Here is a 23,085-nt window from a genome sequence, read left to right on the forward strand (position 1 = left end):
CATGCTAATAGCATGTTGAGAGACGCGCCCGTACTGCAGTCACAACGCCCTACTCGATGCGGGCATCCGTGCCGAGAAGCACTAATGCCCGTTTCAGCCCGTCAATCTCCTCCGATAACGACCGAACGGTAGTTTCTTTCGCTTGTTCGCTTTTCTGAGCCCTAATTAGGGACCGAAGGACCGGTGTGATGTGCTGCGCGACCTGCTCATCTCGAGTAAGCGGCTTTCGCGCAATAGGCGCGAGCTGCGGCGGTTGGGACTCATACAGCGGTGCGCTGGGTGCCTGCTCCAGAAATGCCGCAGCTTCCCGAAGCACAGTAAGAATGGCCTCCCGATTACCTGACCGCGTGTTGATTACTTTGGGACTTGGATGCGCGCACGCAAAGAGACGCAAATCTGGCCGCAAGGCGGCGACCTGTGGCTGCGCCTGCTGAGCGTTTTTCCCCATGAAGACAACGGCACGCAGCTTTGGCAACATCTGAATGAGCCGTGGAAGCGGCTTCAATCCTTGCTCTAGGTCGTGTGGCGTTGCTGCGCGAATGCGTGCGCCATCCCCTATGTACCAAGGCACTACGTTCCAAAGTAGTGTGCGGGTTCGCGGAATGCACGCATCCTGGTGAAGCAGGAACATGTTCTTCGCCGTCTCGTCCGGATTATTGCGCGAGACGAACGTCGAAGCGACAGCGCGAGCGCCCGGTGCCTCCAGAAGAAATAGCATCTCTGCGTCGATGCCGGCGTCCCACGGGTCGAAATCTGGAATCTCTGCGCCAGGGCCAGCCTCAAGACGTAGCTCTTCCACGTATGCCGTCAGCGGAGCGACGTGAGGTTCATACAGTTGCCGAATGCGTGTTGCTTTCACGGTCACATCGCCAAGCGACTTCGGTCGGTCGACGTTCTCCTGGCGATGCTCCATCGCTCCTTCCTCGTTGTATCGTTGGTCACAGCTCGCCTGCTATTAGGCCACAGCACCGGCAGCCAAGTCATCTAACATCGGTACTGGCAGGCTTTCGCCCATTGCTGCGGTTAGGGCGGCGCTGTGGACGCGCTCACGCAATACGACGTTCCAGCTCTCATCACGATGTTGCACCATGGCGAACCACGAGACAGGAGTCAACTGGCCCTCGAAGCGTAAATCCCGAAATTAGAATGCGGCAACGTGAGATTGGCCGTCTCGCGATGGCAGTCACCTAGTCACCGGATACCTTCCCGATGGACCTCATCCATCACCATCGCTCATCAAGGCACGCATAAAACCTGCCCCGCAAAGCAAACCATTTTTGCAGATTTGCGGATATCGGGAAATAGCTCTGAGACGTACCCGGTCAGCGATGTTGTACGCGTTGTACTGGTCATCGGTCATGCTCTACGGCGTTACAGGCGCCACATACGAGCGCACGGCTTGAAAGCCTTATTCTCTTTCCTGAGTCCGTTGCTACGAGCGCAAAAGACCGGTCAGTCGGCTCATAGCTTTCGACCGATTTCGCCAGCATCGAAAGCGTCGCGCAACCCCGCGATTGGTGTTAGTTCAGGCCGCAATGAAGCTAAACAGCCCAGGTTTAGAGGGCTTTCAGGCTGCCTTGCCGAGCAGAGGGTCGTCTCGGCCGCACGGTGTGCCGCTCTTAAGCAGGCCTTGCAGACGCGCGATACGGGCGTGTTGTGTTGGCGCCAATGCCAGACTTGCGGCGAGCTGCTCAACTCGCGCGCGCCAGTAGTCAATGCCAAGGACGCCCGTAACGCCAGGCACGCGCAACACATGTTCAAGATGCGTGATGGCGTCGTCAACAGTCTTTCCAGTGTATGGGCTGGTAACGCGTGGCACCTGCTCGATGCGGTTCGCATTCGGAGATTTCGATGCACTGAGGTTTTTTCGCTTCATCATTCGCCTGTAGTGGGGCAACGATTGCGATTCTCAGACGGAAAAGGGACACTCCCTGTCCCTGCTGTACGCGCATCACTTCGCAGCCCGGCTGTACCGTTTTGCCAGTTTCCGGTATTCAGCTGCGAACTCATCTCGCAGGTACGCGGGCTCGAGGATTTCGACGCATGCGCCCAGCGAGCGCAGCCACCAGCGGAGCTTCAGACTCGGAACAACGGTGCCCGATATGACCGTGCGGCCGTCTTCCAGCGCGCCGACCTCCTGGTCAGCCGACATCCTCGATTCGAGCAGCTGATTGCCCGAGTTCCCGTCGAATGCGAGCCGCAGCCATACCTTTGGCTCGGTCAGGAAATTGAACGCCTGCTCGTTATCAATGTACCCGCGCAGTTTGAAGTCGTCCGGATACCTGAATCCCTGACCTGACTCACGTGCCGACTGCATCCGGTCAAGCCGGTACAAGGTCCGCAGCGCATTGAGTTTGCCCTTGAGCGGGTCGGGTGCGAAATCAGGCTGCTGCGCAACGAGATACATCACGCCCGCTGATTCAACCAGGGCAAGTGGCCAAAGGCGCTTTTCGTTGAGTTCACCTTTCCCGGGATAGGCTGGCTGATAGCGAACGAACAGCTCACGCTCGAAGAACGTCGCAGTTGTGATGGCGGTGAAGATGTCGTCGCGCACCTTTGGGCGCTGCAGTGCGAATGCGCCGTCGACAGAGTCGACCTTGTCTGGCCACGCGCGATACAGGCGATTCTCGGCCTTTTCCTGTGACAGCCGAACCTCGGCTGCGCGAAAGAGCGGGTCTATGTCCTTTACGATGGCTTTGGGCAGCTTGCTGGCTGCCATGCGCTCGAGCATGTGGAAAGCGACCGCTTCGGACGCGGCCATGAGCGCGACAGTGTCGTGCGCGCCGGCTAGCCAGGGCGTACGCTGCCATCTGATTTCCCGCTCACCAGGGTTTTGCATCGAGATGGCCATGCGGCTCGCTTCGAGGGCCTCTAGCCGACGGCGGACTTTCCTTGCGTACTCGATGACGTGGCCGCGCTCTGTGAGCTGGCGAATGACCTCAGGCGTCGACATCCACTGGTTTTTGTGTTGGGACGTGGGCAATATCTTCAGGATGGCCTCGTCCAGGCTGTTGGTCATGTTGCTCTCCCCGTTGGAAATACTTGTGCAGTTTAGTGGATGCAGGGACAAAAAATGTCCCTATCTGCAGGCATAATCCTGGAAATAGTTGTATCCGCAACATAAACATAAACTAGGGACGAAATGACCAGAGACCGCGAAATGACCACCAGTCTTAGCGAGCGCTTTCCGATTGGTAGCCTGGAATATCGACTTAGCCGGTTCAACGCAAAGGAGCGTTTCGCGCTCATCCAGCGCGTGCTTGGCGTCACGTTTGTGCCGCACGCCGACTTCATGGCCGAGGTGCTGGCGAAGTGCAATATCACCACCAGGCCTGAGAACGTTTTCTGCGCGATGGATTTTCATTTGGACTGGCTATACGCCGCCTTGATGAACGAGAACCTGGTCGAAGGCGAACCGATGCCTCTGGCTGCGGGTGAGAGCGACTACTTTCCCGTTACTGGAAAGCAGCAGGACGCGGATTTCGTCATGTGTTTCACCGATAAGGCCTGTAACGGTGCTCCGCCGGTCACACATCTGCTACTCATCGAGGCCAAAGGCGTCGGAAGCTGGGACACGCAGCAGATTTCCAGCAAGTTCAACCAGTACCGGGCCATGCGTCCTGCGTTCGCGCGCAATCCGAACGTCACGCCGCGGCTCATCCTGATGTCACAGAAGGACCCGGAACAAAATCGGACTCGCCAGAATAGTGAATTTCTGGGAGAGCTACAGGGGTTCAGGGATTTCGGCATGCCAGTCTGGGTTCACCTTCCCATGGAAAAGACGCTAAGCGTCGTCCGGTGCAATGATGACGGCACGCCGAACGGAAAGACGCCGACGCACTGGAAGCTGGAGAGCCGGTGAACACGGGCCGTGCCGCACCTGATGGCACCAAGGAGCCGGAGAAACGCTTGGAACCTGAGAACAAGTTGACGCGTACTTTCCGTCTGTCGAAGTCGAAAATCATGGCGGGGCTGCAATGCCACAAGCGCCTCTGGCTTCAGACACACAGGCCGGAACTCTGCAAGGTTTCCGAAGAGAGCGAGCATATTTTCCGCATGGGGCATCTATTCGGTGACCTGGCACGCTCACTCATGGGGCAAGGAGAGCTTATCGGACACGAGCGGGATATCGCCCGCGCACTCGATGAAACGCCCGCCGCCCTGGCGCGCGCCCAGCTTCAGGGAACGCTCGTGTTCGAGCCAGCCTTCGCACACTATGAGGTGTGCGCGCGTGCCGATGGCTTTGAGCCCTACGGTGACGGCTGGCATATGCGGGAGGTCAAGGCTGCGACTTCGGACAAGGACTATTTCTATGTCGACTGCGCCGTTCAGGTCTGGGTTGCCGAGGGCGCGGGGTATCCGGTCAGGCAGGTCTCTCTCGGCATTGTGAACAATCGGTTCGTGTATCCGGGAAGTGGGCTGTATGACGGGCTCCTGCGGGAACTGGACGCGACGGAGCCCGTCGCGAGGCTCAAACCTTCTATCGGGCGCATCGTTGTTCAGTTGCAGGCCATGCTCGCCGGCGACGAGCCGGACATCCGGACGGGTGAGCACTGCACGAATCCATACGAGTGCCCCTTCATCGAGCACTGTCGCAGCCAGGAGCCGCCGCAGCTGGAGTATCCGGTCGAAATCTTCCACTTCGCCACGGCTCGCAGGCTGCGAAGGGCGGGCTACACGGATGCTCTCACGGTCCCCGTTGCCGAAGTGAAGCAGCCGCGAGACCTCCGCATCCTGCACGCGACACGCACCGGGATACCATTCCTCGACAAGGAATTCATGCAGGAGCTGGTAGCGCTTCCTTATCCGCGCCACTTTCTCGACTTCGAGACGCTGCAGTCGTCTGTACCGCTCTGGGCAGGCACGCGACCGTTCCAGCAGATTCCCTTCCAGTGGTCCTGCCACACTGAGACTGCTCCCGGCGTTTTCACGCATGAAGAATTTCTTGATGTCTCAGGCGAGTTGCCAGTCAGGGCATTTGCTGAAACGCTTCTGCGGGTGCTGGGCACCCACGGGGCTGTCCTCGTGTACTCGGCATTCGAGCGCACGCAACTGAAGGGGCTATACGAGCTGTTGCCGCACTTGCGGCCTGCGCTGAGCGCCCTAGTACCGCGGCTGGTCGACCTGCTGCCCTATGCACGACTGGGCTACTACCATCCAGAGATGAAAGGCTCCTGGTCCATCAAGCAGGTCTTGCCCACGGTATGCCCCGACCTCGGCTACTCCGACCTGCAGGAGGTCGCCGACGGCCGGGCCGCGCAACGCGCATGGTGGGAAGCGTCGGACCCGGCGACGCCTGAGACCCGGCGAGATGAGTTGCGCAACAAGATGCTGCGTTACTGTCACCGGGACACGCTGGCGATGGTTGCCGTTTATCGTGCATTTACGCTCGCGCGGCAGGTGAGCGCAGCCGAGTTAGGCGAAACAACAGGCGCAATCGCGCAGTGAAAGGACCTCAGATGGTTGATGAGTCGAAGTATGAGCAGGCGGTGCAATGGCTTCGCGAAGCAGATGGCCTGCTCATTACCGCCGGCGCGGGCATGGGCGTCGATTCCGGGCTGCCGGATTTTCGGGGGACAGAAGGTTTCTGGCGAGCGTACCCGGCGCTACAGCAGCGGGGTATTACCTTCGAAGAGATGGCTAACCCGGCGCACTTCGAGCAATTGCCTGAGCTAGCGTGGGGCTTCTATGGCCATCGGCTCAAGCTGTATCGTGAGACGCAGCCACACGAGGGTTTTGCCATTTTGCGTCGCTGGGCCGCTCGCGTGTCGCGCGGCGCATTCGTCTTCACAAGCAATGTGGACGGCCAATTCCAGAAGGCCCGATTCCCAGATGACCGCATCGAGGAGTGTCACGGAACCATTCATTCACTGCAGTGCGTCACGCCGTGCCGAAATGTGACGTGGCCCGCCGATGGGTTTGCCCCCCACATCGACCCGGCAACATCGACACTGCAGAACGCGCTGCCGCGGTGTCCTGCATGCGGAGCGCTCGCGCGGCCAAACATACTGATGTTCAGCGACTATGGCTGGATAGAGGAGCCGTCGCAGGCTCAACGCGCACGGCTACAGGCCTGGTATGCCTCGGTGCCGCGCGTCGTGGTGGTAGAGCTAGGCGCAGGCAAGGCGCTGCCGACGGTGCGCAGGTTCGGAGAGCGCATGGCCCGCCATCGGCTGGTTCGCATTAACGCGCGGGAGGCCGGCACGGCGTCGCAGCACGGTTTCGGATTCGAGGGAGGCGCACTCGAAGTGCTAAAGCAACTCGACGCCCGGCTGGCGGGGTGCTGACCACGTCAGGCGCAGACGCCAATGCGGCATTTGCCGTGTCTATTGTTGCGCGCTAGCCGACTCAAAAATGTCGCTTCTACCGCCGCGCTGGCGCCGAAAGCAATCGGAACAGACTAGGTCGCATGCTGGTCGAAAAGCGCGCCGGTGGGTGGCGTTGCCGGCCACTACGCCGCGCTTCACGCAGTCGCCGGCGCCGTCGGAGCCCGTATCCAGGAGGCCGCCGATGGTCGAGTCTCAGTTTCCCGGCTCCACGTCAAGCTAAAAGTGAACGCGCAGCATAAGCCCGGTCGAAGATGTCTTCCAGAACCGGGTGAACTCCTCGCAGCCCCTCGACCACGGCGCTAGCCCACTCAAAATACTCCCGCTTGCGCTCGACGGCCCAGTCTGCCGGCGGGCTAGCCGCGATGTCCCGCAGGTTGCAAATCTTGTCGGCTAGCTTGACCAATTTGGCCCTCGCGCTAACGTGCGGCGCGTGCTCGACCTGACGACGCTTTCGCTCCTCCTTCGGCAGCGACTTGTCGTCCGTTACCTCGGCGACGATGTCCGCGACATCTTGCCCGAACATCTCCGCCAGCTCTCGTAACGACGTCTCCGTGTCTTCGATAGTATCGTGAAGCACGGCGGCAACCAAAACGCTTTCGTCGTCGACGTCCCCTTCATTTGCAAGCACATTCGCCAATGCGATTGGGTGGTTGATGTAGGGCGATGCATCACCGTCTTTACGCCGCTGATTGCGGTGTTTATCGGCAGCGAAAGCCATTGCCTTAATGACATTGTTCAAGAGGGACCTCTCTACTATGAAAGACCCGGTGAGCCGCGCATCTGGAACGGCCCTTTTACCCGGTGTGTGGTATTAGTCTCGCCCCTTGCGAGGCAATATCCTAGTCCGCGCCGCCATAGGCCCAAACCGGCCATCGGGCAACGCAAAGGCGCGCAAGGTCAGCGGAGCGCGTGTCGATATCTGCACGAGTGAAAGCCGGCGCCTTGGTAGCTCCTGCTGCAGCCAACGATTTAGTCATCTCGTAGCCTGAGGAACGATAGAGTTTTTCGTCTTTCATCTTGGTTTCTACCGCCTGATTGTTGCATGAGGAGTTCAGTGCGCTCTCGAGGAGCGTTAAGTTACCAAGTCGATGGATGTGGCCGACATACGCTTCTGCCGTCGCAAACCCATGCGCACGCACCCCGAACGAAGGCTCCTGCGGAAGGACATGCTCTACGGTCTGCCCTGAACGGACAAGGTCCACCAACTGCTGCAATTCGACCCCCCCGCTGCCAATCGCAACCCGCTGCTCCTCTTCTGCGGCACTAAGAATGCGTAGCACCCCGGGATTTCGGTAGATATCTTCCGTCGCCAGACGAGACTCGAACATTCCATCATCCATGAATTTGGCTACGAACCACTGTAGGTAGTCCGCGATTTGCGTCAATGGCAAATCAGCCGAATCACGGGTGAGGTTGAGGATGTCCGCTTGCGGATTTGTGCCTCGCAACTTGAAAACACGAAGGTCCGCGATTTCAATCATCTGAAGCAGCGACAGGTTAATATTCTCGTATGCGCACTCTCTCAAAACGCCTCGCATTGCAAGACGTGTCGTCAGTGGGTAGAGCGTTGCGGCGACGTCACCGACGACAAATAGCATATAAAGCTCTTTGTCAACACGGGTTTGTTCAATTAAAGCGCGCAACGCAGCGAAGAAGTCCGCCAAATCTGCAACGTAATGCCGGATAAATGCATCGAGCTTTGCAGTGTCGTTTCGGAGAAGCTTCAGTGTCGGCTTAAGGAAAGATTCGAGTACGGTTTCCGAGGACGCGTTGTAGTCGAATCCAATCGAACTCGCGTGCCCGTCTACGTTGAAAGCAAAGTAGTGATATCGAAAAACATCGTCTTCCCGGAACGTATTTCGATTCACAAGGCGAATTTGGTAGCCATCTTGCGCTGCCAAGCCCTTGATAAGGCTATAGTCGCGAAATGCTGCCCCGAAACGCTCGGCCACAAACTCGTCAAGCTCCCCGACGAGGAATCGATTTGAATAGTAAATGAGAAGGCTTTTTGCAATGTCCATCTTAGACAGCGGCACTCCACGGTCATTCACTGACTGGAACATGCGGATTGCCTTACCCTCTTCGGCTTCGATGAACTCAAGCACTTCAAGCTGCCCGATGTTCACCAACCACTTTTGTATCGCGCTCTCACCTCCGGCGTCTTTGATAGCCTTGACTCGTTGCCGAATCCAGCCATGAGCGTCTTTCAGCCGGACCTGGCCCTCGGTGGCAGGAGGCGGATTTTCGTCTTCGAGCATTCCGGAAAAGTAGGCCTGGTTGTCGCCGAGGACTGTAAATTTCGGACCATGCACCGGATGGCGAAGAAACGTCGACCGATAGTAAGTCTTGACCTCTCCCTCGGGAAGAGCGCCTACCATGGCATCCAGCAACATCGTCAACGTAGTTAGCCGCTGTTGCCCGTCCACGACCTTGAAGCGGTCCTTGGCCGCGCCTGCCGACAAGATGAACGTCCCGAGGTAATGGCTCCCACCCATCTCCATTGCTTCCAGGATGTCGTCGAAGAGGTCATCTACGTTTGTGGTACTCCACGCATAGTCTCGCTGATACGGAGGAATTTCTAAGCTCTTGCCAGTGAAAAAATGCTCAATTGTTCTCGTACTCACATTTGCCTCTGGATTTTCTTTTGACGTTCACACTTACTCAAAAAAGCGAATTCTGGCAACGCCCGCCGTACGTTGCGCGCCTACTTGTGCGGCGAAGAAGTGGTGCGCTAACTGCGTGTGCGGTGGATACCGCTAATGCATTTTGACCGCATTGCTGGAAGCACGACCTTACTGGTCCCATCGCCGTCGCAGCGTTGCAATCCTGGCGTCTGACCGAAGGGGTTTACCATCCGGTCCGCACAATGCCACTGAGCCATCCGGGAGACCGAAAACGGATTCAATTTGCCGTTTGATGCTACCAATACTCGCATCAGCACGTGCCGCGCGGTAACGCGCCGGAGATTCGATTCTGAACCCCTTAAGGTCCACGTCGTCTCCCTCGGGCAAGGCCTCTTCGGTATCTTCAATAACTACGGCCGCCGCCTCCGAATCGTCTTCATCGAAGGACTGGAGAGAACTGACGTCACCCTCTGACTGAGCTTCGACAATAGACCAGGTGCGTGCGTCCTCAGGAACCCACAGGTTTCCGTTCTCAAGGTGATATACCATCGCCGATTCGCGGGTCGAAATATAGTCGCTCAGTCGCGACCGAGCGCCCGGCAGGCGAGACAGTTCCGCTTGAAGCGCCTGAAGAATCGAAATTGGACCGACCACGCCGATGAAGTCCGAGTTAGTCATCTCGTGGAAGTTGAAACTTACTGTCGCGTGAACGTAAATAGTGGCGCGCATGCCCGGGTTGTTGCCTGCGAGCGAGGCTAGCGTGCGCCGTATGGTTCGCATCCGCTCAAGGTCGGAGACGCTATCGGTGTCAATCTCGACGGTCGGAATGGCTTCCGAACTCTTCTTGAAATTAAGTTCACTGGCCGCCTTCGTGGTCATGGTCTCTCTCGCAAATATATGCACGGCGCGTAAGAAGTCGCCGCTAGCACTCTGTGGTTTTTACATTACCGTTGAATTAACGGCATAACCGTCGATTCCTTTAGACTCGCGACACAATTGGTCCCGTCTGCAGGAGAACAACAACGCGACGTGTTCATTTGGCAGCACCGACGCGTAGCCGCCGAACTACATCAGCAAGGACTTCACGTTGCGTTCAGTGAACAGCGAGAACGCGCTTGATGCGTTATCAACCTTTGGAATTGCAACCTAATTGTCGATGCGTCAAGCGCACAGTGTGAAGGTCAAGCTCCCTTCGGCAGTGCGGCAATGTGGTAATGACGAGCCTGCCACTACTGTGAAAGGGCGCTCCAGCGCCCTTGGTCCTTTCTGCGCCGACCCACTTTGGATGTATGTCCATTCAAGACGTGGTGGCACGGTATTTTCATACCGTCCCCTCACACTCTCGGCAACAACGTCATCTTTCGCTGGCTCTTCTTCAAGTCTCATTTCCCTCGCCATCTCACCCTCATCAGCCGGCGGCTGACAATCAGGGCATAGCACCGCAATTTCCCTGTCCTTGACCACGCGCACTGACGCCAGCCATGGCTTGCTGACGTCCTCCAACTCGCCGATATAAAGCGCGTAGTGTGGTAGCGTCCGCTCTACTGGGCTCTGACACTGCGAGCAGGTCGCGACCATGTGAAACGGCTGATAGACCGGGTTCAATCCCTTAACTATGCGCGGCTCCAACTTTTGCCAGCATTGCTGGCTGCAGAACTGCAGTTCCTGGAGTTCGTACAAGACCGAGATGGTAATCTGGCCATCAACCTTGGCGACTTTCTGGGTGCGGCTGTAGAACGCGTGATAGGTCGAGCTCAGGGATTCACCGCATGCATAGCACTTGACCATCACCGCCTCACTGCCCTGCAGCAGTCATTCCCAAAGAGTACAGTCATCATTCTGGCCGCTCTGTTTGACTTCCTCATGGACGTGCAAGCAGTTCCAGCAATGCGCAAACAATGCGCGGTGCACCCCTGAAGCCTTCGTAGCCTTCGCGTTCACGAACCGAGACCATGGCATCCATCGCCTTGTACGCCAGGCCGTCTCCATTGAGGATGAGATTTTCAAGCCTATCGAGGTCGATGGTGAGTTCGCGCGTGCCGCTTTCCCGAAGCTTTACATAGCGGTCGAGCGCTTCCGTCCAATACGAATCATCGGCCCAATGGTACTCGCGGCTCTTGGTTGTCTCGCGCTGTACGGCAACCTTGATGGGCTCAATCAGGTGCGCGTCGTTTGGATGATTCAGCACCTCATCGAGTTTCTCGACTGGCACCAGATGCACAGCCTGGGATTCCCACCCCATGTCGGCGGGCGTTCCATCTACGCGCCTCGCCAGGTAGTAGCGTGTATAGGTCAGTGAACGGGATGAATCTGCAAGAAATCCCGTGATTTCCACTTTCAGGCCAGATTCTTCGTAGGCCTCCCGGATAGCGTTCGCCTGCCTCGGGAGCACTTTCTCGACTCGTCCCTTGGGAAATGTCGCCGTGTAGCCTGCGTAGCCATTGGACGGCGTCACCACCCAGACGCGACCGTCTGGTTCAATGGTGACGACACCGGCTGCTTCTTTCTTGCCAGCGGGGCATACGAACGCGGGCTCATCGAACTCCAGTTGCCCCGGAACCGGCGCCCATCCTTCTGACGTCTGGGGCGCCGACCACGAACTGAGGGCTACGCCGTTCAGTACACAAGGCATCGGCCCGCCGGGCGTGACAGTCGCGACGGCTTTGGCGTCCAACCAGGTGCCCAGCGTCGTAGGCTTACTCGGGCTCTTGAGCACTACAGGCTTGCCATGTTCATCGGGGTGCGGGTGGTAAGTTGTGGTCATAGATAGCGCTGTTCAGTGTGTGAGGCCGAGCGGCTCAAGCTGATTCAACTGCAACGCGCGACCTGAGACCGGCAGGTAGAGCCAGCGCTCCTTAACCGCTCTACCCGAGCATTGCTCAATGGCCTGAGCATAGGCGGATAGCTGTGGGCCGTGCTCCAGAGCGAGCGCGTCATCATGACTTGTGCCGCCTGGATTCGACTTGTGGTCTATGAGGACCCATCCATCGGGTGTATCCAGCAGCATATCGATACGGCCTCTCAGTCGTGTTCCGTCCGGCCGGTTGGCCTCGACGGGCACCTCCACGCGAATCGTGCCACCTGGCCAGCGCTCTTGCAGCCAGTCGAAGAATGCTTGTAGCTGGGCGATGACCGCGGTCTTGTCGACCACGTGTGCCATTCCCCACGCGCTGAGGATGCGCTCGACATCAGCGTCTTGGACTATTCCTGTCACACCCGCGCGAGCGATACAGAGGTGCATTGCGCTTCCGAGTACGTCCATTTCGACGTTGGCAGTAATTGCGACGCGCACGCCAACCGGTTCGGACTTGAGGACTTGATAAAGTCCACCTTCGGCATCACTCGGTCGATACCAGAGAGGCGGTGCATCGCTAACTGGCGCCGCCACGTACCAGCTACATATCGACTCGTCCCGCGCAAGTGGCACGACAATTTCAGCGGCCTTCCAGGCTCCAGATTTTCGGAGAATGGTCCGCTCGTCTGGAAGCACGACTGGACCAGTATCACCGAAGAGCAGGTCACCCGCCCCAACTTCATCAACCCAGTCTCGATTGACGCCTCGACTCCGCTGGCACGTGACAACTACGTTTACGTCGCGTGCACGTGTCATGCTGACATACAGCAGGCGCTTGTTCTCGGCGAGCGCATCCGCAACCATCATCTGGCCGATAGCGCTTGCCTCGGCATTGACGGCTGACTGGGGTTGCGTCCGCCTGCCCCAGGTCTTCGGCCAGAAATGCACGAAGCGATTTTCCAGTGGGCGCTCGGGATTGAACTCGCCGTCGGTGCGCGCGCGAACGCCCCAGAGCGCACTTCTCGCTGCTGTTCCGAGGGATGTGAGAATGACGACGGGCCACTCAAGCCCTTTTGCTCCATGGTGGGTCATCACGCTGACGGCATCGTCGGCGGTTGCGGCGCGGTCGTCGGCCTGACCGTCGGCTAGTGTGTCGAGCCAGAGCAACAGCCCGCTAACGGTAGCTGGACGTCTGGCGGCGATGCACTCGTCTTCATAGGCAGCACCGAGGTCCATCAAGGCTTCGACGTTGCCGATTCGGCTCCTTGCCTGATGGGGCGAGGTCGACCATTGGCTTGCAACACGGGCGACGTGCGACTCGGCCTTCGCGAGTCGCAGCGCCTCCCGCGGCGTCAGGGCGGCGAGGCTTGGCCGCAATGTCTCCAGACGAACGAGAAGCGGATGCGCGTCGTGCCCCACGGCTTTCCACTGGGCTGGGCTTGCGTCCTCCCTGGATAGATACTCGAGCCGGTCGCCGAGCCACTCCTGGGCCGGGACACCATCAGCGAGGGACAATATCAGCGCAGACGCGACAGTGTCCCCCGCGTCGAGCAGGCGTCGGAGGCACGCAAGGACGAAAATGGCTTCGGCCGTGCCAAGAAGTCCGGCTCTTGGACTCGCGGACGGCACTCCCCATTGCGTCAGCGAAGTTACTGCAAGTTCAACCTGGTCGTTCGTGCGGCACAGGACCGCGATATCGCCCGGGCGAACGGGCCGTTCCTGTTGGGTTTGCCGGTCGACGACTTTCAGCTCCGACTGGAGCAGCTCGCTGACCGCCTGTCCCAGCGCGAGATAGTCAGACTCGTTGTTCCCGCTTTCGAAGTTCCAGTAAAAGAGCGCCGGTTGCCCTGCGATGTCATCCCGGGATGGCTGCAGGTGCACTTGTTGTGGTTGCAATTCCGGAAGAAACGTGGAGCCGAAGACGGCATTCGTGAGGGATACGAGCGACGGGGTTGAGCGCCGGGAGGTGGTCAATGGCTCTCCCAGCTTTCCGCCCCAACCCTCAATAGCCGCCAGAATGCCTGCGATGAGCCGGGCGTCGGTGCCACGGAATCCGTAGATGGCCTGCTTCGGGTCGCCAACCCAGACCGAGCGCCTGGCCAGTTTGGCGAGTTCCACGAAAAGCGCCAGCTGCAGCGGACTCGTATCCTGAAATTCGTCGACCATCACAAGGTCGAGCTCGTCGGCCAACGCCTTGCGGACGTCCTCGTTCTTGCGGATGGCCTCAAGCAGCAGAACCTCCTGGTCGCCAAAGTCCACTGCGCCCATCACGCGCTTGGTTTCGGCATAGGTGTCGAGCGTCATGGCCGCCAGGTCGAACACCAGTTCAAGATAGGAGCGCACGTCCTCGTGGAATTCAGGATGCGATTCGTGAGCCTGGGCAGCTTCCGAGACGGGGGTGATGGCCGCACGAACTGCCGCACCGGCATTCAACTTGCAAGCCGCAATCCAGTCCGGCCAGCTCCAGCGCCCGTCACGAAAGCACCGCTCGAGACGCTCCAGCTCCCGGTGACCGTTCAGGAGGTTTTGGGCGATATTTCCGCCCGCGGCCTCAGTCGTTGCTATATGCAGCGACACGTCCTGCAGCGCCTTCGTCAAGGCGCCAGAGAGTGCTTTTGTCGGGTCGCTGCTGGTCGAAGGCGCCGGCCAGTTCGCCAGCATCAGGTCGGCGTTCCGACGACCCATTTTTCTCAACTCGTCCGCGGAAATATCGTTATTCCTCGCGGCGTTAACCACTTCCTCAATCTGCGCAGACCACTCCGCATGGTCGATTCCGAACCTGGTGGTCAGCGTCACGAGCCTTTCCCGCCCGGATTCGTCGAGCGTCTCCGCAAGTGATGTCGCCAGCAGACGACTGGCCTGACCTTCACTCAGGACGGTCTGGTCTGGGGATAGCCCTATCTCGAAGCAGAAGCGCTTCAGCAACTGGCCGCACACGCTATTGACCGTACCGAGCTTTGCCTGTCCGATGGCAGTGGCAAGTCCGATTTCGCCTTTGTTCAAGAGCCATGAGCGGGCGCGTTCGCGCAACTCAGTTGCCGCCTTGACCGTGAACGTGGTTGCGAGGACGGCGTGCGGCCGTGCTTCCCCTGACCCGAGTGCCTCGGCGAGCGTCGACGTGAGCTTGTAGGTCTTGCCGCTACCGGCGCCTGCACTTATGAATTCGATGTTATTCATTACTCCCAGCCCCCGAGCAGCACCATATAGTCCTTGTCCCACGTATTCGGCCCGTTCACCGGCAGCGTGCCCTCCGGTCCCTTGAAATCTTCCCCGCTGCCAACCGGAACGACGTCGATGTGACCAGCAGCCCATTGGTTGGCGCGCCAGGCCCAACTTGCCTTTGCCTGCTCAATGAGACTTGCGGTTGCGCCCAGAGGTGGCGTCCGAACCTGGGCGGTTGGCATAACGTCGGAGGCACTGACGTACATCGCGCCAGTCTCCAGAATGAAATAACCCAGCGCCGCCGGCGCCACGCCGTCTTGCCGCTGGTACAGCGACGAGTAGAGCGCCAGCTGAAGATGCTGCCCATCGAGCAGTGCTTGGGCATAACGCTTGTCACCGCGCCATTTCATATCCAGCGCTACTGTCTTGCCTCCCGCAAGTTCGACGAGGAGGTCGATTTTGCCGACAAGCGACACGTGGCTGAGCTGCCCCGCGACAGGCAGCTCGGTGTGGACACGGATAGCGTTCGCCGCGCGCAGATGGCGCATCATCGAACGGATTGCATGCTCGCATACACTCCTGAATCGTTGCAGGCCGACCCCGGCACCGTGCATCAGCAAGACCGCGCCCTCAGTCCGCAGGAGGGAATCGACGTTGTCCCGGAACCACGTCACTGCCTGCTCGTCGGTCCAGTTCAGGCTGTGCGCCTGCTGAAAAAGCTTCTCGAAAACCCGATGCGCGAGCGTGCCGAGGAGATTGTTGCCGTCTCTTGCCTCAAGTATCGAGGCCGGACGCATACGTGCGATGCGCTTGAACGCGTAGAGCGCGGGAACATTGAACAGCTCCGACATGGACGTGTACGACTGGTCCGTCGTCGGCAGCGGAATCGGTTCATCGAGGTCGAGCGCCTGAGGTGCTGGAGGCAACGCGGTGTGTCGGAGGTTCTTCGAGAGCGTCCCGACGAACTCACGCGCCACTTGCACGTCAAGGTCGAAAAGGTGCTGCTTCAGGTCGGGCCAAAGTTTCAGCAGCAGTTGCCGAACGGGGTGCTCCTCAGCCCCTGGCGGCGGCAGAACCATGATAAACCGCCGCCTCGCGGCCAGCAGTGGACGAAGCCACTGCCGGGACAATAGCTCCAGTTCACGCTGCGGGTTTCGCACCTCTACGCCGAGGTTGTTGAGTGTATCGAGTTCCAACTTCGTCCATTGAAGCGGTAGCGGTAACTGCGGCGTCGACGGCATCCACCAGATGACCTCGTCGGCCGACTCGATGCACGCTGCAGTGTCCGACTCGGCCCGAAGGCAGCCCACCTGCGTCGGCGCAAACGGATTTCCTGCACTCGCTGGCGTTGCGTGCTCCAGAAGCTGTTCAACCATGCGCGGTGCGATGGTAGGAGCGCCCTGGTTCTTCAGTTCAAGCAGGCCATCCCGAACTGCCGCGCATTGCTTTATTGCAGCGCCGAGCGTTGCGTTCAGCGGGCCATTGTCCGCGAGTCTTTTGCGCAGCGCGTCGGCCAGCTTCTCGACCCGCACCAGCAGCGCATCGACTGGCGCGCCAGCAGCACGATTCCAGCGCTCCCCCTCGAGCCAGAAAGCGATGTCCTCGAGTATGGCATCGCCGTTTTCCGTGACGCGGATTTCCTGCTTCGCTGACTCCCACGCCCCACCGCCGATACCCGGCTGCTCTGCCACAGCTTTCGCGAGCCGGACGCGTGCCTTCCGTTGGAAGGGACCGATGGGATGAGAAAGAAACTCGACAAGGCGTCCGACATCAACCGGGTCCCAGCACATTTCAAGCGCCAACCCCAGAGCCTGCAAGGCGGGACGCAGGCTACTGACGTCCCGAAAGCCGCTGCTGGTGCCACCCGTCGCCATCATCGTCGCGTCTACCGAGTCACCGTCTGACTCGCACACGAGAAGCCGGTCGGTCGGCGTGTGGCGGCAATATGCACTGAGCCAATGCTCAGCGGCCTCTCGGGTCGACGCCTGAACAAGCACGACACTGCCGTCAGCAATCGGGCTCACGAGAGGCCGAAAGTCCCCCTGCGTAACTGCGTCGAGTGCGCATTTTTGAAGTTCGCGAAGCAATCCCTCGCCCTGAGGCTCGGGCTGCCACTCCCTGACGTCCGGCAGGCGCGAGAGGACCTCGCGCCAGACACGCGGGAAGCTGTCCAGCGGGTCGATGAGCAGCACCGATTCGATTGGCGTCTGCCCGGTTTCGAGCACCGCCAGTACGGCAGCGAGGCGCTCCGCTGGCCCGGGTGGGATGTTGCCACTGGCAATCTGCTCGACCTCCGCCATGTCCAGCAGTCTTCGGGGACTGCCTGCGGGTGCGGTCCCATCCCAGCCCCCGAGGCGCCACTCGTCGCGCCAGGAAACAAGTTTGGCGCTCGCGCCGACGCCATCTGCTTCGAGCGAACGACTGTAGAACCGGGCCTGCCCGCTTTGCCTGCGCAGATGCCCAAGGTAGCTCGTAACGCGCTGCGCGGTGCTCACCTCCGGACGGCTCAGCCCCAGCCAGGTTTCGAGAAGCCCGAGCAGGCCCATGGGTCCGACGACCGGACGGTCCAGGGCGTCCTGACGGGAGGGACCCAGTCGACTGTCCAGGTTCAGTCCAAGAGTGATATGCATGAGTGGTCTCGAGTAAGACAGTTTTTGAACAACGCTCGTTATAGCATCGTCATCAGCGCATGGACGCGAATTTCGAGGTTGCGCAGGCCGACAGTTGCAGACTCTGGTTCCACGCATCCGAAAAACTCCGCTCGACGCGGTTCCGGGTCAATCAGAAAATTCCTTTCATACTGACGCCATCGCTCCTGGGGCAGCATGCTTTCCGGTGAAACGACCTGAAACGCGGTCCCAATCGCGATGAACACATCGTCGCCGGTCATCTCGTGTTGCATACGATGCAGGTTGACGTACTCCGGTGCCGCTTCGTGGAAGAACACCACACCCGGTTTGACTGTTTCCGCCGCTCCACATTGTGGGCAGGCGGTGTCGAGGCGGTACTCCTCCCCGCTTTTAGGGAAGCGGAGGTCGCACAACGTACAAAGCATTGAATGCATGTCACCGTGAAGGTGGATGACGTGCTGCGCGCCAGCCTGCTCAAGCAAATCGTCGATGTTCTGCGTGATGAGTCGGACCCGCTCAGTTCCCCACATGCTCTGCCAGGCAGCGAGAATGCGGTGCGCATCGTTTGGGCGCGCATCTCGCTTCTCGGAGATTCTCTGGTTGTAGAAGCGGAAGACCGCCTCCCGGTTCCGGCGCCAAGTCAGGAAGTTGCAAACCTCGTCGATGCTCTCCTGACTCCAGATACCGTCGCCGGTACGGAATGTCGGAATGCCGCTCTCAGCGGACAGCCCTGCTCCTGAAAACACATACAGACGCGGACCAGCGAAGTGCTGCACAGATGACACTGTTCATCCTCCGAGGGGAATGCAGTTTGGCGCGGGACGCGCCCGGGAGTATATCGATTCACGTACGAACGTTTTGGGGCCGGGGCGTGACATACGCTGCGTCACCCTGGCGTGCACACCTCTGTCGTCATTTGTGTCCATTCCAGATGGGGTCCGGGTCGTCGTCCCATGAGGGAGCGAATTCCACGTCTTTCCATTTCGGGTGGCTTCTGTCGAATGGCGTGCCAGGGCCTTCTCGAGGGCGGTCGTGGCGATATATCCATCCTGGCAGCCTGGAATTCAACATTTCCTCGTAGCGCGCCATAAATTCAGCGGTCGACATGCGCGGCGCATAACGAAGGAACTCACGACCCTCAAGCTCGCAGTCTGGCGTCCATATCTGCCACGTGTACTTGTAGAACCTCGGTGGCGTTCTGGGCAGGTCGCCCAGACAAAACCACAGTGCGTCGGGGCGGGTTCGCTCCCAGTTTTCTCGGGTGGGTGGTCGCATGGCAGGTCAGTTGTTTGATTCGGACTTTAGCGCACAAGAAGCTTAAGGCTCAATGACATTAATCGTCATCGGCGCATCGGATGAGAGCCATCAATTGATTGCCCTTTCCGAATACCTGAAGGTGAGAGTCGAATGTCCTGTCCAATTGGGGATTGTAGATTCCGACCATTCTGCCGCCCACGTAGGCGAACTGTTTCCCCTGACCGAGGGTCTGGATACGGCCAACAATTCTCGACGAACCGTCACGAATATAGGTTGTGCTCACAACGCCTCCAGCCTGTTGTCTTGCTGATTAGAAGTTGTCCGCCCAGCGGCCCCAGAAGCCGGATTCATCGTGGTGCGCGTTCTTCATGGCAATCTGCAGCGTGACGACATAGAACCGGACGTCGTGGAAGCGCATCGTGCCGTCCGGATACTCGAGAAACGCCTGAACCTTGCGATACTGGTTATCGGCTTCGTCGAACGGAACATTGATGAAAATTTCCCCGGCATACGAACGCATTACTGTCTCGGACGCGACCTGTCCACACTCACGCCACTCAATGCTTTCGTTGTCGAGCCAATGGATGATGCGCGAGCGACTATCCAGATTCCGGTAGTCTGCACGGTGAGGACGCTGCGTTTTCAGGAACTCGAGATAAAGCACGTCCCGCTTTAGCTTCCGGGCAATTGCATCAATATGTTCAAGGAGTTGTGGCATGGCATTTCATCCGTGGGTCGCTGGCGGAAGGGTTTGTCCTTGCGGCGTCATTCACTCGAGGACGTAGTTCATCGCCGCGGCACACGTTGGGCATAGCGTGCGTATCCCGCCGCCATCCTTGTGTCTGCGCAGCATCGCCGCCTGACTACACCGTTCGCATGTGTTTCGACTCAGGCCTTCTGCTGTGGCAACCCACTCCTGGACCCTGTCCGCAACAGAGCCCCGGAGATAGACACGCAAACTACCCAGCTTCTCTTTCACGCATACGACTTGAAGGTCGGATATCCGCGCTTCAGTCTCAAGCTTGCCCGACAGCTCGTCGATGATTCGGTACCAGCCATCATCACATTCGAACCGGCACGCGCCCGAATAACGGGGCTCCAGCGAACGGTAGAGAGCCGGGTAGCTCGCGACGAGCATGTTCTCGAGTTTTGGGTTCATTGCTGTACGATTGGTCAATGGAGGACTGGCCGTGCTTCGTTATTGACGCCGTACGGCACGTGGCCGGTGGCCACGAGCTGCGAGGCTGACTCACAGTTGCGTACGTGGTCGTCGAAGAAGATGTCGGGCCTGAACTTGGCCAGAAAACGTGCCTTGTCCTTGCCTCCGAGGAACATGGCTTCGTCCACCGTGACACCCCATGCCATCAACGTGCGAATCGCCCGCTCATGCGCCGGCGAGCTACGGGCAGTCACCAGAGCCGTCCGTACTCGGCCCCGTGACCCGCGGCGGCTTCGCAGCTCACACAGGGCAGCAAGAAATGGCTTCAGCGGACCGGGAGAGAGCGGCGAGCGCGCATGACGCGCCTCGTGGTCGTTGAACTCCTGTAGCTGCCGCTGCCTGAAAACGCGCTCGGCTTCGTCACTGAACAGGACCGAATCTCCGTCGAACGCGATGCGCAGCTCCCCGTCGTCCTGCGTGGGAGGCACGCCCGGAGCCGGATAGACCCGGGCAGCCGGGAACCCGGCTGCCATCGCGTCGTTAACATCCGGCGCATGGGCCGAAAGAAACAGACTGGCCTCGAGCGGTGCGAGGTAACCGTGGGGCTTTGCACCGCCCGTGAAAATGGCCCGGCAGATTGCCAGTCCATGATGCCGAGCCGACGCAACCACCCTGAGGCCGGTGACCGGGTCATTGCGCGACAGGATGGCAACCTCGACTTCGTTGCTGTCACCGCTATTGAAGCCCAGGAGCTTGCGTACCAGCGCAAAGGCGACACCGGGGCTTGCGGGGATATCCAGGCGCGCGGCCTGAAGCGCGCAATACGCCGAGTGGTCGTCCTCCCTGAATACCTGGTTTTCTGCCTCAAAGTCGAAGAGCGCTCGTGCGGAAACAGCGATGGTGATTTTTGTGCTCGAAGTCATAGGTCTCTCCTGTGGCTGAACACCATGATGCAGGGCAATTGGGACAAAAAGCGTCCGCATCGGCAGATAGAATCATCGCTACAGAGACGCCGGACAACCCCTCCTCAACCGAAGCCCAGCATGACGACCTCAAGCCTTGATGAAGCGATTCTTCGCATCCTGCCAACTGACAGGGACCTGGAACCGTGGATGGACGTCGACGATGAAGCACGGAGCCTTCGTGTTCACCAGTAACGTCGATGGTCAGTTCCAGAAGGCGGGCTTTGATGCGCGATGCATTGTGGAATGCCATGGAACCATCCACCGTCTTCAATGCGTCGAAGCATGTACCGATGAGACCTGGCCAGCTGACGACTTCACGCCCATCGTCAACGAGACGACCTGTCTGCTCGAAAACGAAATGCCGAGGTGTCCGCATTGCAATGGTCTCGCGCGGCCGAACATTCTGATGTTTGGGGACTGGCAATGGGTGGAGAAGCACGCGGACAGGCAGGAGAGACGGCTTGCAACCTGGCTTGAGTCCGTTGACCGACTTGTCGTTGTGGAAATGGGGGCTGGCCGGGCTTTACCGACCGTCAGGCGCTTTAGCGAGCGCCACGGACCCCGCGTCATCCGCATCAATCCGCGTGAATACGCGATACCGAAAGCCGTGGGTTTGGGTATCTCGGCAGGTGCGTCAGAAGCACTTCAGTTACTTGACAACGTGCTCGGTGGCAACGCGTAACTCAAGCGAGTAAAGAAACAAAGAAGTTGGTCGTTAATAGCAATCGTTGACGGAGTAGTGAGGCATATCGAAAGTATGTCGAGGCACAAGAGACGACCGGCGGGTAGTGACCGGGCTCACGGTTTCCACGAAAGATATCGGAGAACTGCAATTGGGAACGAGAGAAGGCAGGAAACGCATTAGCACCGCGAGTGGCAGGGCACAGTTTGAGTATTGTGGAGACACAAACACCGGAATCGAAGTGTTCTACGGGGAGAGGCTGCAGTTTTCTGGTCGCGCAAGCTCAGAGACTATCCATGCGCTTGTGGCTGAGTTCGCGTCGAGACCTGGTCCGGTCTATGTTGGGACTAGCTTCGATACCCCCGCACTTGGCACTATTGGTGACTGGTTGCTATCACGTGAAAAGCAGAACCTCGCGTGCTATCTAATTCCAGTGCTGGCAGACCTTGGATTGGGAGCATATGAAACGGGCAATCGTCGGTTCTCGTTCAGCAGGCCCGATGACCACGCACATGCAAATACTTCAGACACAAAGACACCGTTGATACCGACTGAGAGTTTCGACGGTGGGTCGCTGGCAACAGAGGCCGGAAAAATGATGTCGCGTATTGCCGAAGAAGTGACTAGGCTTGTGCTGTCTCCAGTCCAGCAGATTGAATGCTCGCTGTCTCACTTCGCCAGCGCCGAAGCATTGCGTTGCCGATTGGGTGAATGGAGTCTCCCCGAAAAAGGCGAGTTCGTTGTGTATCGTTTCCAGACCGAAGCACCAGAAGCATTCCACACTGCATTTCCCGAGAGCACAGCTCGCACCTTCAATCTTAGCCGCAAGAATGAACTGATGGATGATAGCGACACGCTCTATGTCGGAAGTTCAAGAGACTTCGCGAGCAGGCTTCAGCAGCATTTCGGCTTTGGGCACGAGGGGACATATGCACTTCATCTGAAGCGCTGGGTTCCGGAATCGCTGTGCCATACGCCGCTGGTACTCGAGTATTGGACAGTTCGGGATAGCAAACAGGTGCGTTCCGACGTGCTCCAAACTTTAGAGGACTACCTGTGGGACCATAGTCGACCTATATTCGGACGGCGCGGCTCGAGATAGCGGCGCTGGATAACTGGATAGCGCCGCGTGACCTGCCCCCATGGTGGCCAACCGGCTCTGCCGACAATTGAGAGCGCCGTCGCCAGGTCTTTCGACTGCGGCACGGCATCAGGAAAGCAGCTCCACGGGAGCCGGAATTGCTGGTCCGCTGGCCAGAGTCGTGCGACGCCTGGCCAGCTTCACCCTGCGAGGATACGGCCCGGCAAGCGGACCTGCATGCCCGCGGCACGCATCACCCCGGGAGCGAGTAGTGCCGTCGCTCGGTAACGGCACCGACGTGACGGAAGGTCATCCATTCGGACAAAGCTGCACCAAGCCGTTCCGTCAGTTACGAGCGTTCCAGCCTTTCGCGACTCTGACGTACACACTTGCGACGAGGAC

General features: G+C 59.0%; 18 protein-coding genes. 5 read left to right on the forward strand and 13 right to left on the reverse strand.

Annotated features, from left to right (window positions below):
- Positions 1–49 precede the first annotated feature (49 nt).
- Positions 50–913 carry a uracil-DNA glycosylase gene (locus P3T23_RS04845; protein WP_429315049.1) on the reverse strand — a complete coding sequence of 288 codons (864 nt, stop codon included), beginning with the start codon at positions 911–913 and terminating at the stop codon, positions 50–52.
- A 1,038-nt stretch (positions 914–1,951) separates the two neighbouring features.
- Complete coding sequence (locus P3T23_RS04850) at positions 1,952–3,019, reverse strand: helix-turn-helix transcriptional regulator (RefSeq protein WP_429315050.1); 1,068 nt, start codon at positions 3,017–3,019, stop codon at positions 1,952–1,954.
- Positions 3,020–3,160: 141 nt separating this feature from the next.
- Here P3T23_RS04850 and P3T23_RS04855 point away from each other — a divergent pair, with 141 nt between their 5' ends.
- From P3T23_RS04855 to P3T23_RS04865, 3 genes are read left to right on the forward strand one after another with little or no spacing between them, the layout of a single operon-like run.
- Positions 3,161–3,862, forward strand: a complete 702-nt coding sequence (locus P3T23_RS04855) for a hypothetical protein (RefSeq protein WP_429315051.1) — start codon at positions 3,161–3,163, stop codon at positions 3,860–3,862.
- 47 nt (positions 3,863–3,909) lie between these two features.
- Positions 3,910–5,448 carry a DUF2779 domain-containing protein gene (locus P3T23_RS04860; RefSeq protein ID WP_429315052.1) on the forward strand — a complete coding sequence of 513 codons (1,539 nt, stop codon included), beginning with the start codon at positions 3,910–3,912 and terminating at the stop codon, positions 5,446–5,448.
- 11 nt (positions 5,449–5,459) lie between these two features.
- Entirely contained in the window at positions 5,460–6,287 is an 828-nt protein-coding gene (locus P3T23_RS04865) for an SIR2 family NAD-dependent protein deacylase (RefSeq protein WP_429315053.1), read from the forward strand.
- Between the two features lie 253 nt (positions 6,288–6,540).
- Here P3T23_RS04865 and P3T23_RS04870 read toward each other — a convergent pair whose 3' ends face one another.
- From P3T23_RS04870 to P3T23_RS04920, 11 genes are all read right to left on the reverse strand, one after another.
- The gene (locus tag P3T23_RS04870; protein ID WP_429315352.1) at positions 6,541–7,047 is read right to left on the reverse strand and encodes an HD domain-containing protein; all 507 of its coding nucleotides are present in this window, start codon (positions 7,045–7,047) and stop codon (positions 6,541–6,543) included.
- Between the two features lie 121 nt (positions 7,048–7,168).
- Positions 7,169–8,953 (reverse strand): DUF262 domain-containing protein, encoded by a 1,785-nt coding sequence (locus tag P3T23_RS04875; RefSeq protein ID WP_429315054.1) that lies wholly within the window; start codon positions 8,951–8,953, stop codon positions 7,169–7,171.
- A gap of 168 nt (positions 8,954–9,121) precedes the next feature.
- Entirely contained in the window at positions 9,122–9,832 is a 711-nt protein-coding gene (locus tag P3T23_RS04880; protein WP_429315055.1) for a hypothetical protein, read from the reverse strand.
- A 282-nt stretch (positions 9,833–10,114) separates the two neighbouring features.
- Positions 10,115–10,741, reverse strand: a complete 627-nt coding sequence (locus tag P3T23_RS04885; RefSeq protein ID WP_429315056.1) for a hypothetical protein — start codon at positions 10,739–10,741, stop codon at positions 10,115–10,117.
- A gap of 73 nt (positions 10,742–10,814) precedes the next feature.
- On the reverse strand, positions 10,815–11,717 hold the full coding sequence (locus P3T23_RS04890; protein WP_429315057.1) for an NUDIX hydrolase: 903 nt from the start codon (positions 11,715–11,717) through the stop codon (positions 10,815–10,817).
- Positions 11,718–11,729: 12 nt separating this feature from the next.
- Positions 11,730–14,924 (reverse strand): UvrD-helicase domain-containing protein, encoded by a 3,195-nt coding sequence (locus tag P3T23_RS04895; protein WP_429315353.1) that lies wholly within the window; start codon positions 14,922–14,924, stop codon positions 11,730–11,732.
- Positions 14,924–17,539: a PD-(D/E)XK nuclease family protein gene (locus P3T23_RS04900; RefSeq protein ID WP_429315058.1), complete on the reverse strand. Its 2,616-nt coding sequence runs from the start codon at positions 17,537–17,539 to the stop codon at positions 14,924–14,926. Before P3T23_RS04900 ends, P3T23_RS04895 begins: the two co-directional genes overlap by 1 nt.
- Positions 17,540–17,577: 38 nt before the next feature.
- Positions 17,578–18,324 carry an SIR2 family NAD-dependent protein deacylase gene (locus tag P3T23_RS04905; protein ID WP_429315059.1) on the reverse strand — a complete coding sequence of 249 codons (747 nt, stop codon included), beginning with the start codon at positions 18,322–18,324 and terminating at the stop codon, positions 17,578–17,580.
- A 782-nt stretch (positions 18,325–19,106) separates the two neighbouring features.
- Positions 19,107–19,514: a hypothetical protein gene (locus tag P3T23_RS04910; protein ID WP_429315060.1), complete on the reverse strand. Its 408-nt coding sequence runs from the start codon at positions 19,512–19,514 to the stop codon at positions 19,107–19,109.
- Positions 19,515–19,565: 51 nt separating this feature from the next.
- A complete protein-coding gene (locus P3T23_RS04915; protein ID WP_429315061.1) occupies positions 19,566–19,955 on the reverse strand; it encodes a hypothetical protein in 390 nt (129 codons plus the stop codon).
- A 14-nt stretch (positions 19,956–19,969) separates the two neighbouring features.
- Complete coding sequence (locus tag P3T23_RS04920; RefSeq protein WP_429315062.1) at positions 19,970–20,878, reverse strand: 5'-nucleotidase; 909 nt, start codon at positions 20,876–20,878, stop codon at positions 19,970–19,972.
- Positions 20,879–21,080: 202 nt separating this feature from the next.
- On the opposite strand from P3T23_RS04920, the gene P3T23_RS04925 reads away from it, so the two are divergent.
- Together P3T23_RS04925 and P3T23_RS04930 are read left to right on the forward strand one after the other, a co-directional pair.
- Entirely contained in the window at positions 21,081–21,602 is a 522-nt protein-coding gene (locus P3T23_RS04925; RefSeq protein WP_429315063.1) for an SIR2 family NAD-dependent protein deacylase, read from the forward strand.
- 106 nt (positions 21,603–21,708) lie between these two features.
- On the forward strand, positions 21,709–22,704 hold the full coding sequence (locus P3T23_RS04930; protein WP_429315064.1) for a hypothetical protein: 996 nt from the start codon (positions 21,709–21,711) through the stop codon (positions 22,702–22,704).
- Positions 22,705–23,085: the final 381 nt, after the last annotated feature.

Source organism: Paraburkholderia sp. GAS448, from assembly GCF_050435685.1.
Taxonomy (GTDB): domain Bacteria; phylum Pseudomonadota; class Gammaproteobacteria; order Burkholderiales; family Burkholderiaceae; genus Paraburkholderia.

Coding starts and splice junctions, on each gene's coding strand:
- P3T23_RS04865 (WP_429315053.1), top strand. CDS start 5,460: ATGGTTGATGAGTCGAAGTATGAGCAGGCGGTGCAATGGCTTCGCGAA.
- P3T23_RS04885 (WP_429315056.1), bottom strand. CDS start 10,741: ATGGTCAAGTGCTATGCATGCGGTGAATCCCTGAGCTCGACCTATCAC.
- P3T23_RS04915 (WP_429315061.1), bottom strand. CDS start 19,955: ATGAACCCAAAACTCGAGAACATGCTCGTCGCGAGCTACCCGGCTCTC.
- P3T23_RS04920 (WP_429315062.1), bottom strand. CDS start 20,878: ATGACTTCGAGCACAAAAATCACCATCGCTGTTTCCGCACGAGCGCTC.
- P3T23_RS04845 (WP_429315049.1), bottom strand. CDS start 913: ATGGAGCATCGCCAGGAGAACGTCGACCGACCGAAGTCGCTTGGCGAT.
- P3T23_RS04850 (WP_429315050.1), bottom strand. CDS start 3,019: ATGACCAACAGCCTGGACGAGGCCATCCTGAAGATATTGCCCACGTCC.
- P3T23_RS04900 (WP_429315058.1), bottom strand. CDS start 17,539: ATGCATATCACTCTTGGACTGAACCTGGACAGTCGACTGGGTCCCTCC.
- P3T23_RS04910 (WP_429315060.1), bottom strand. CDS start 19,514: ATGCCACAACTCCTTGAACATATTGATGCAATTGCCCGGAAGCTAAAG.
- P3T23_RS04925 (WP_429315063.1), top strand. CDS start 21,081: ATGAAGCACGGAGCCTTCGTGTTCACCAGTAACGTCGATGGTCAGTTC.
- P3T23_RS04870 (WP_429315352.1), bottom strand. CDS start 7,047: ATGGCTTTCGCTGCCGATAAACACCGCAATCAGCGGCGTAAAGACGGT.
- P3T23_RS04880 (WP_429315055.1), bottom strand. CDS start 9,832: ATGACCACGAAGGCGGCCAGTGAACTTAATTTCAAGAAGAGTTCGGAA.
- P3T23_RS04855 (WP_429315051.1), top strand. CDS start 3,161: ATGACCACCAGTCTTAGCGAGCGCTTTCCGATTGGTAGCCTGGAATAT.
- P3T23_RS04895 (WP_429315353.1), bottom strand. CDS start 14,924: ATGAATAACATCGAATTCATAAGTGCAGGCGCCGGTAGCGGCAAGACC.
- P3T23_RS04890 (WP_429315057.1), bottom strand. CDS start 11,717: ATGACCACAACTTACCACCCGCACCCCGATGAACATGGCAAGCCTGTA.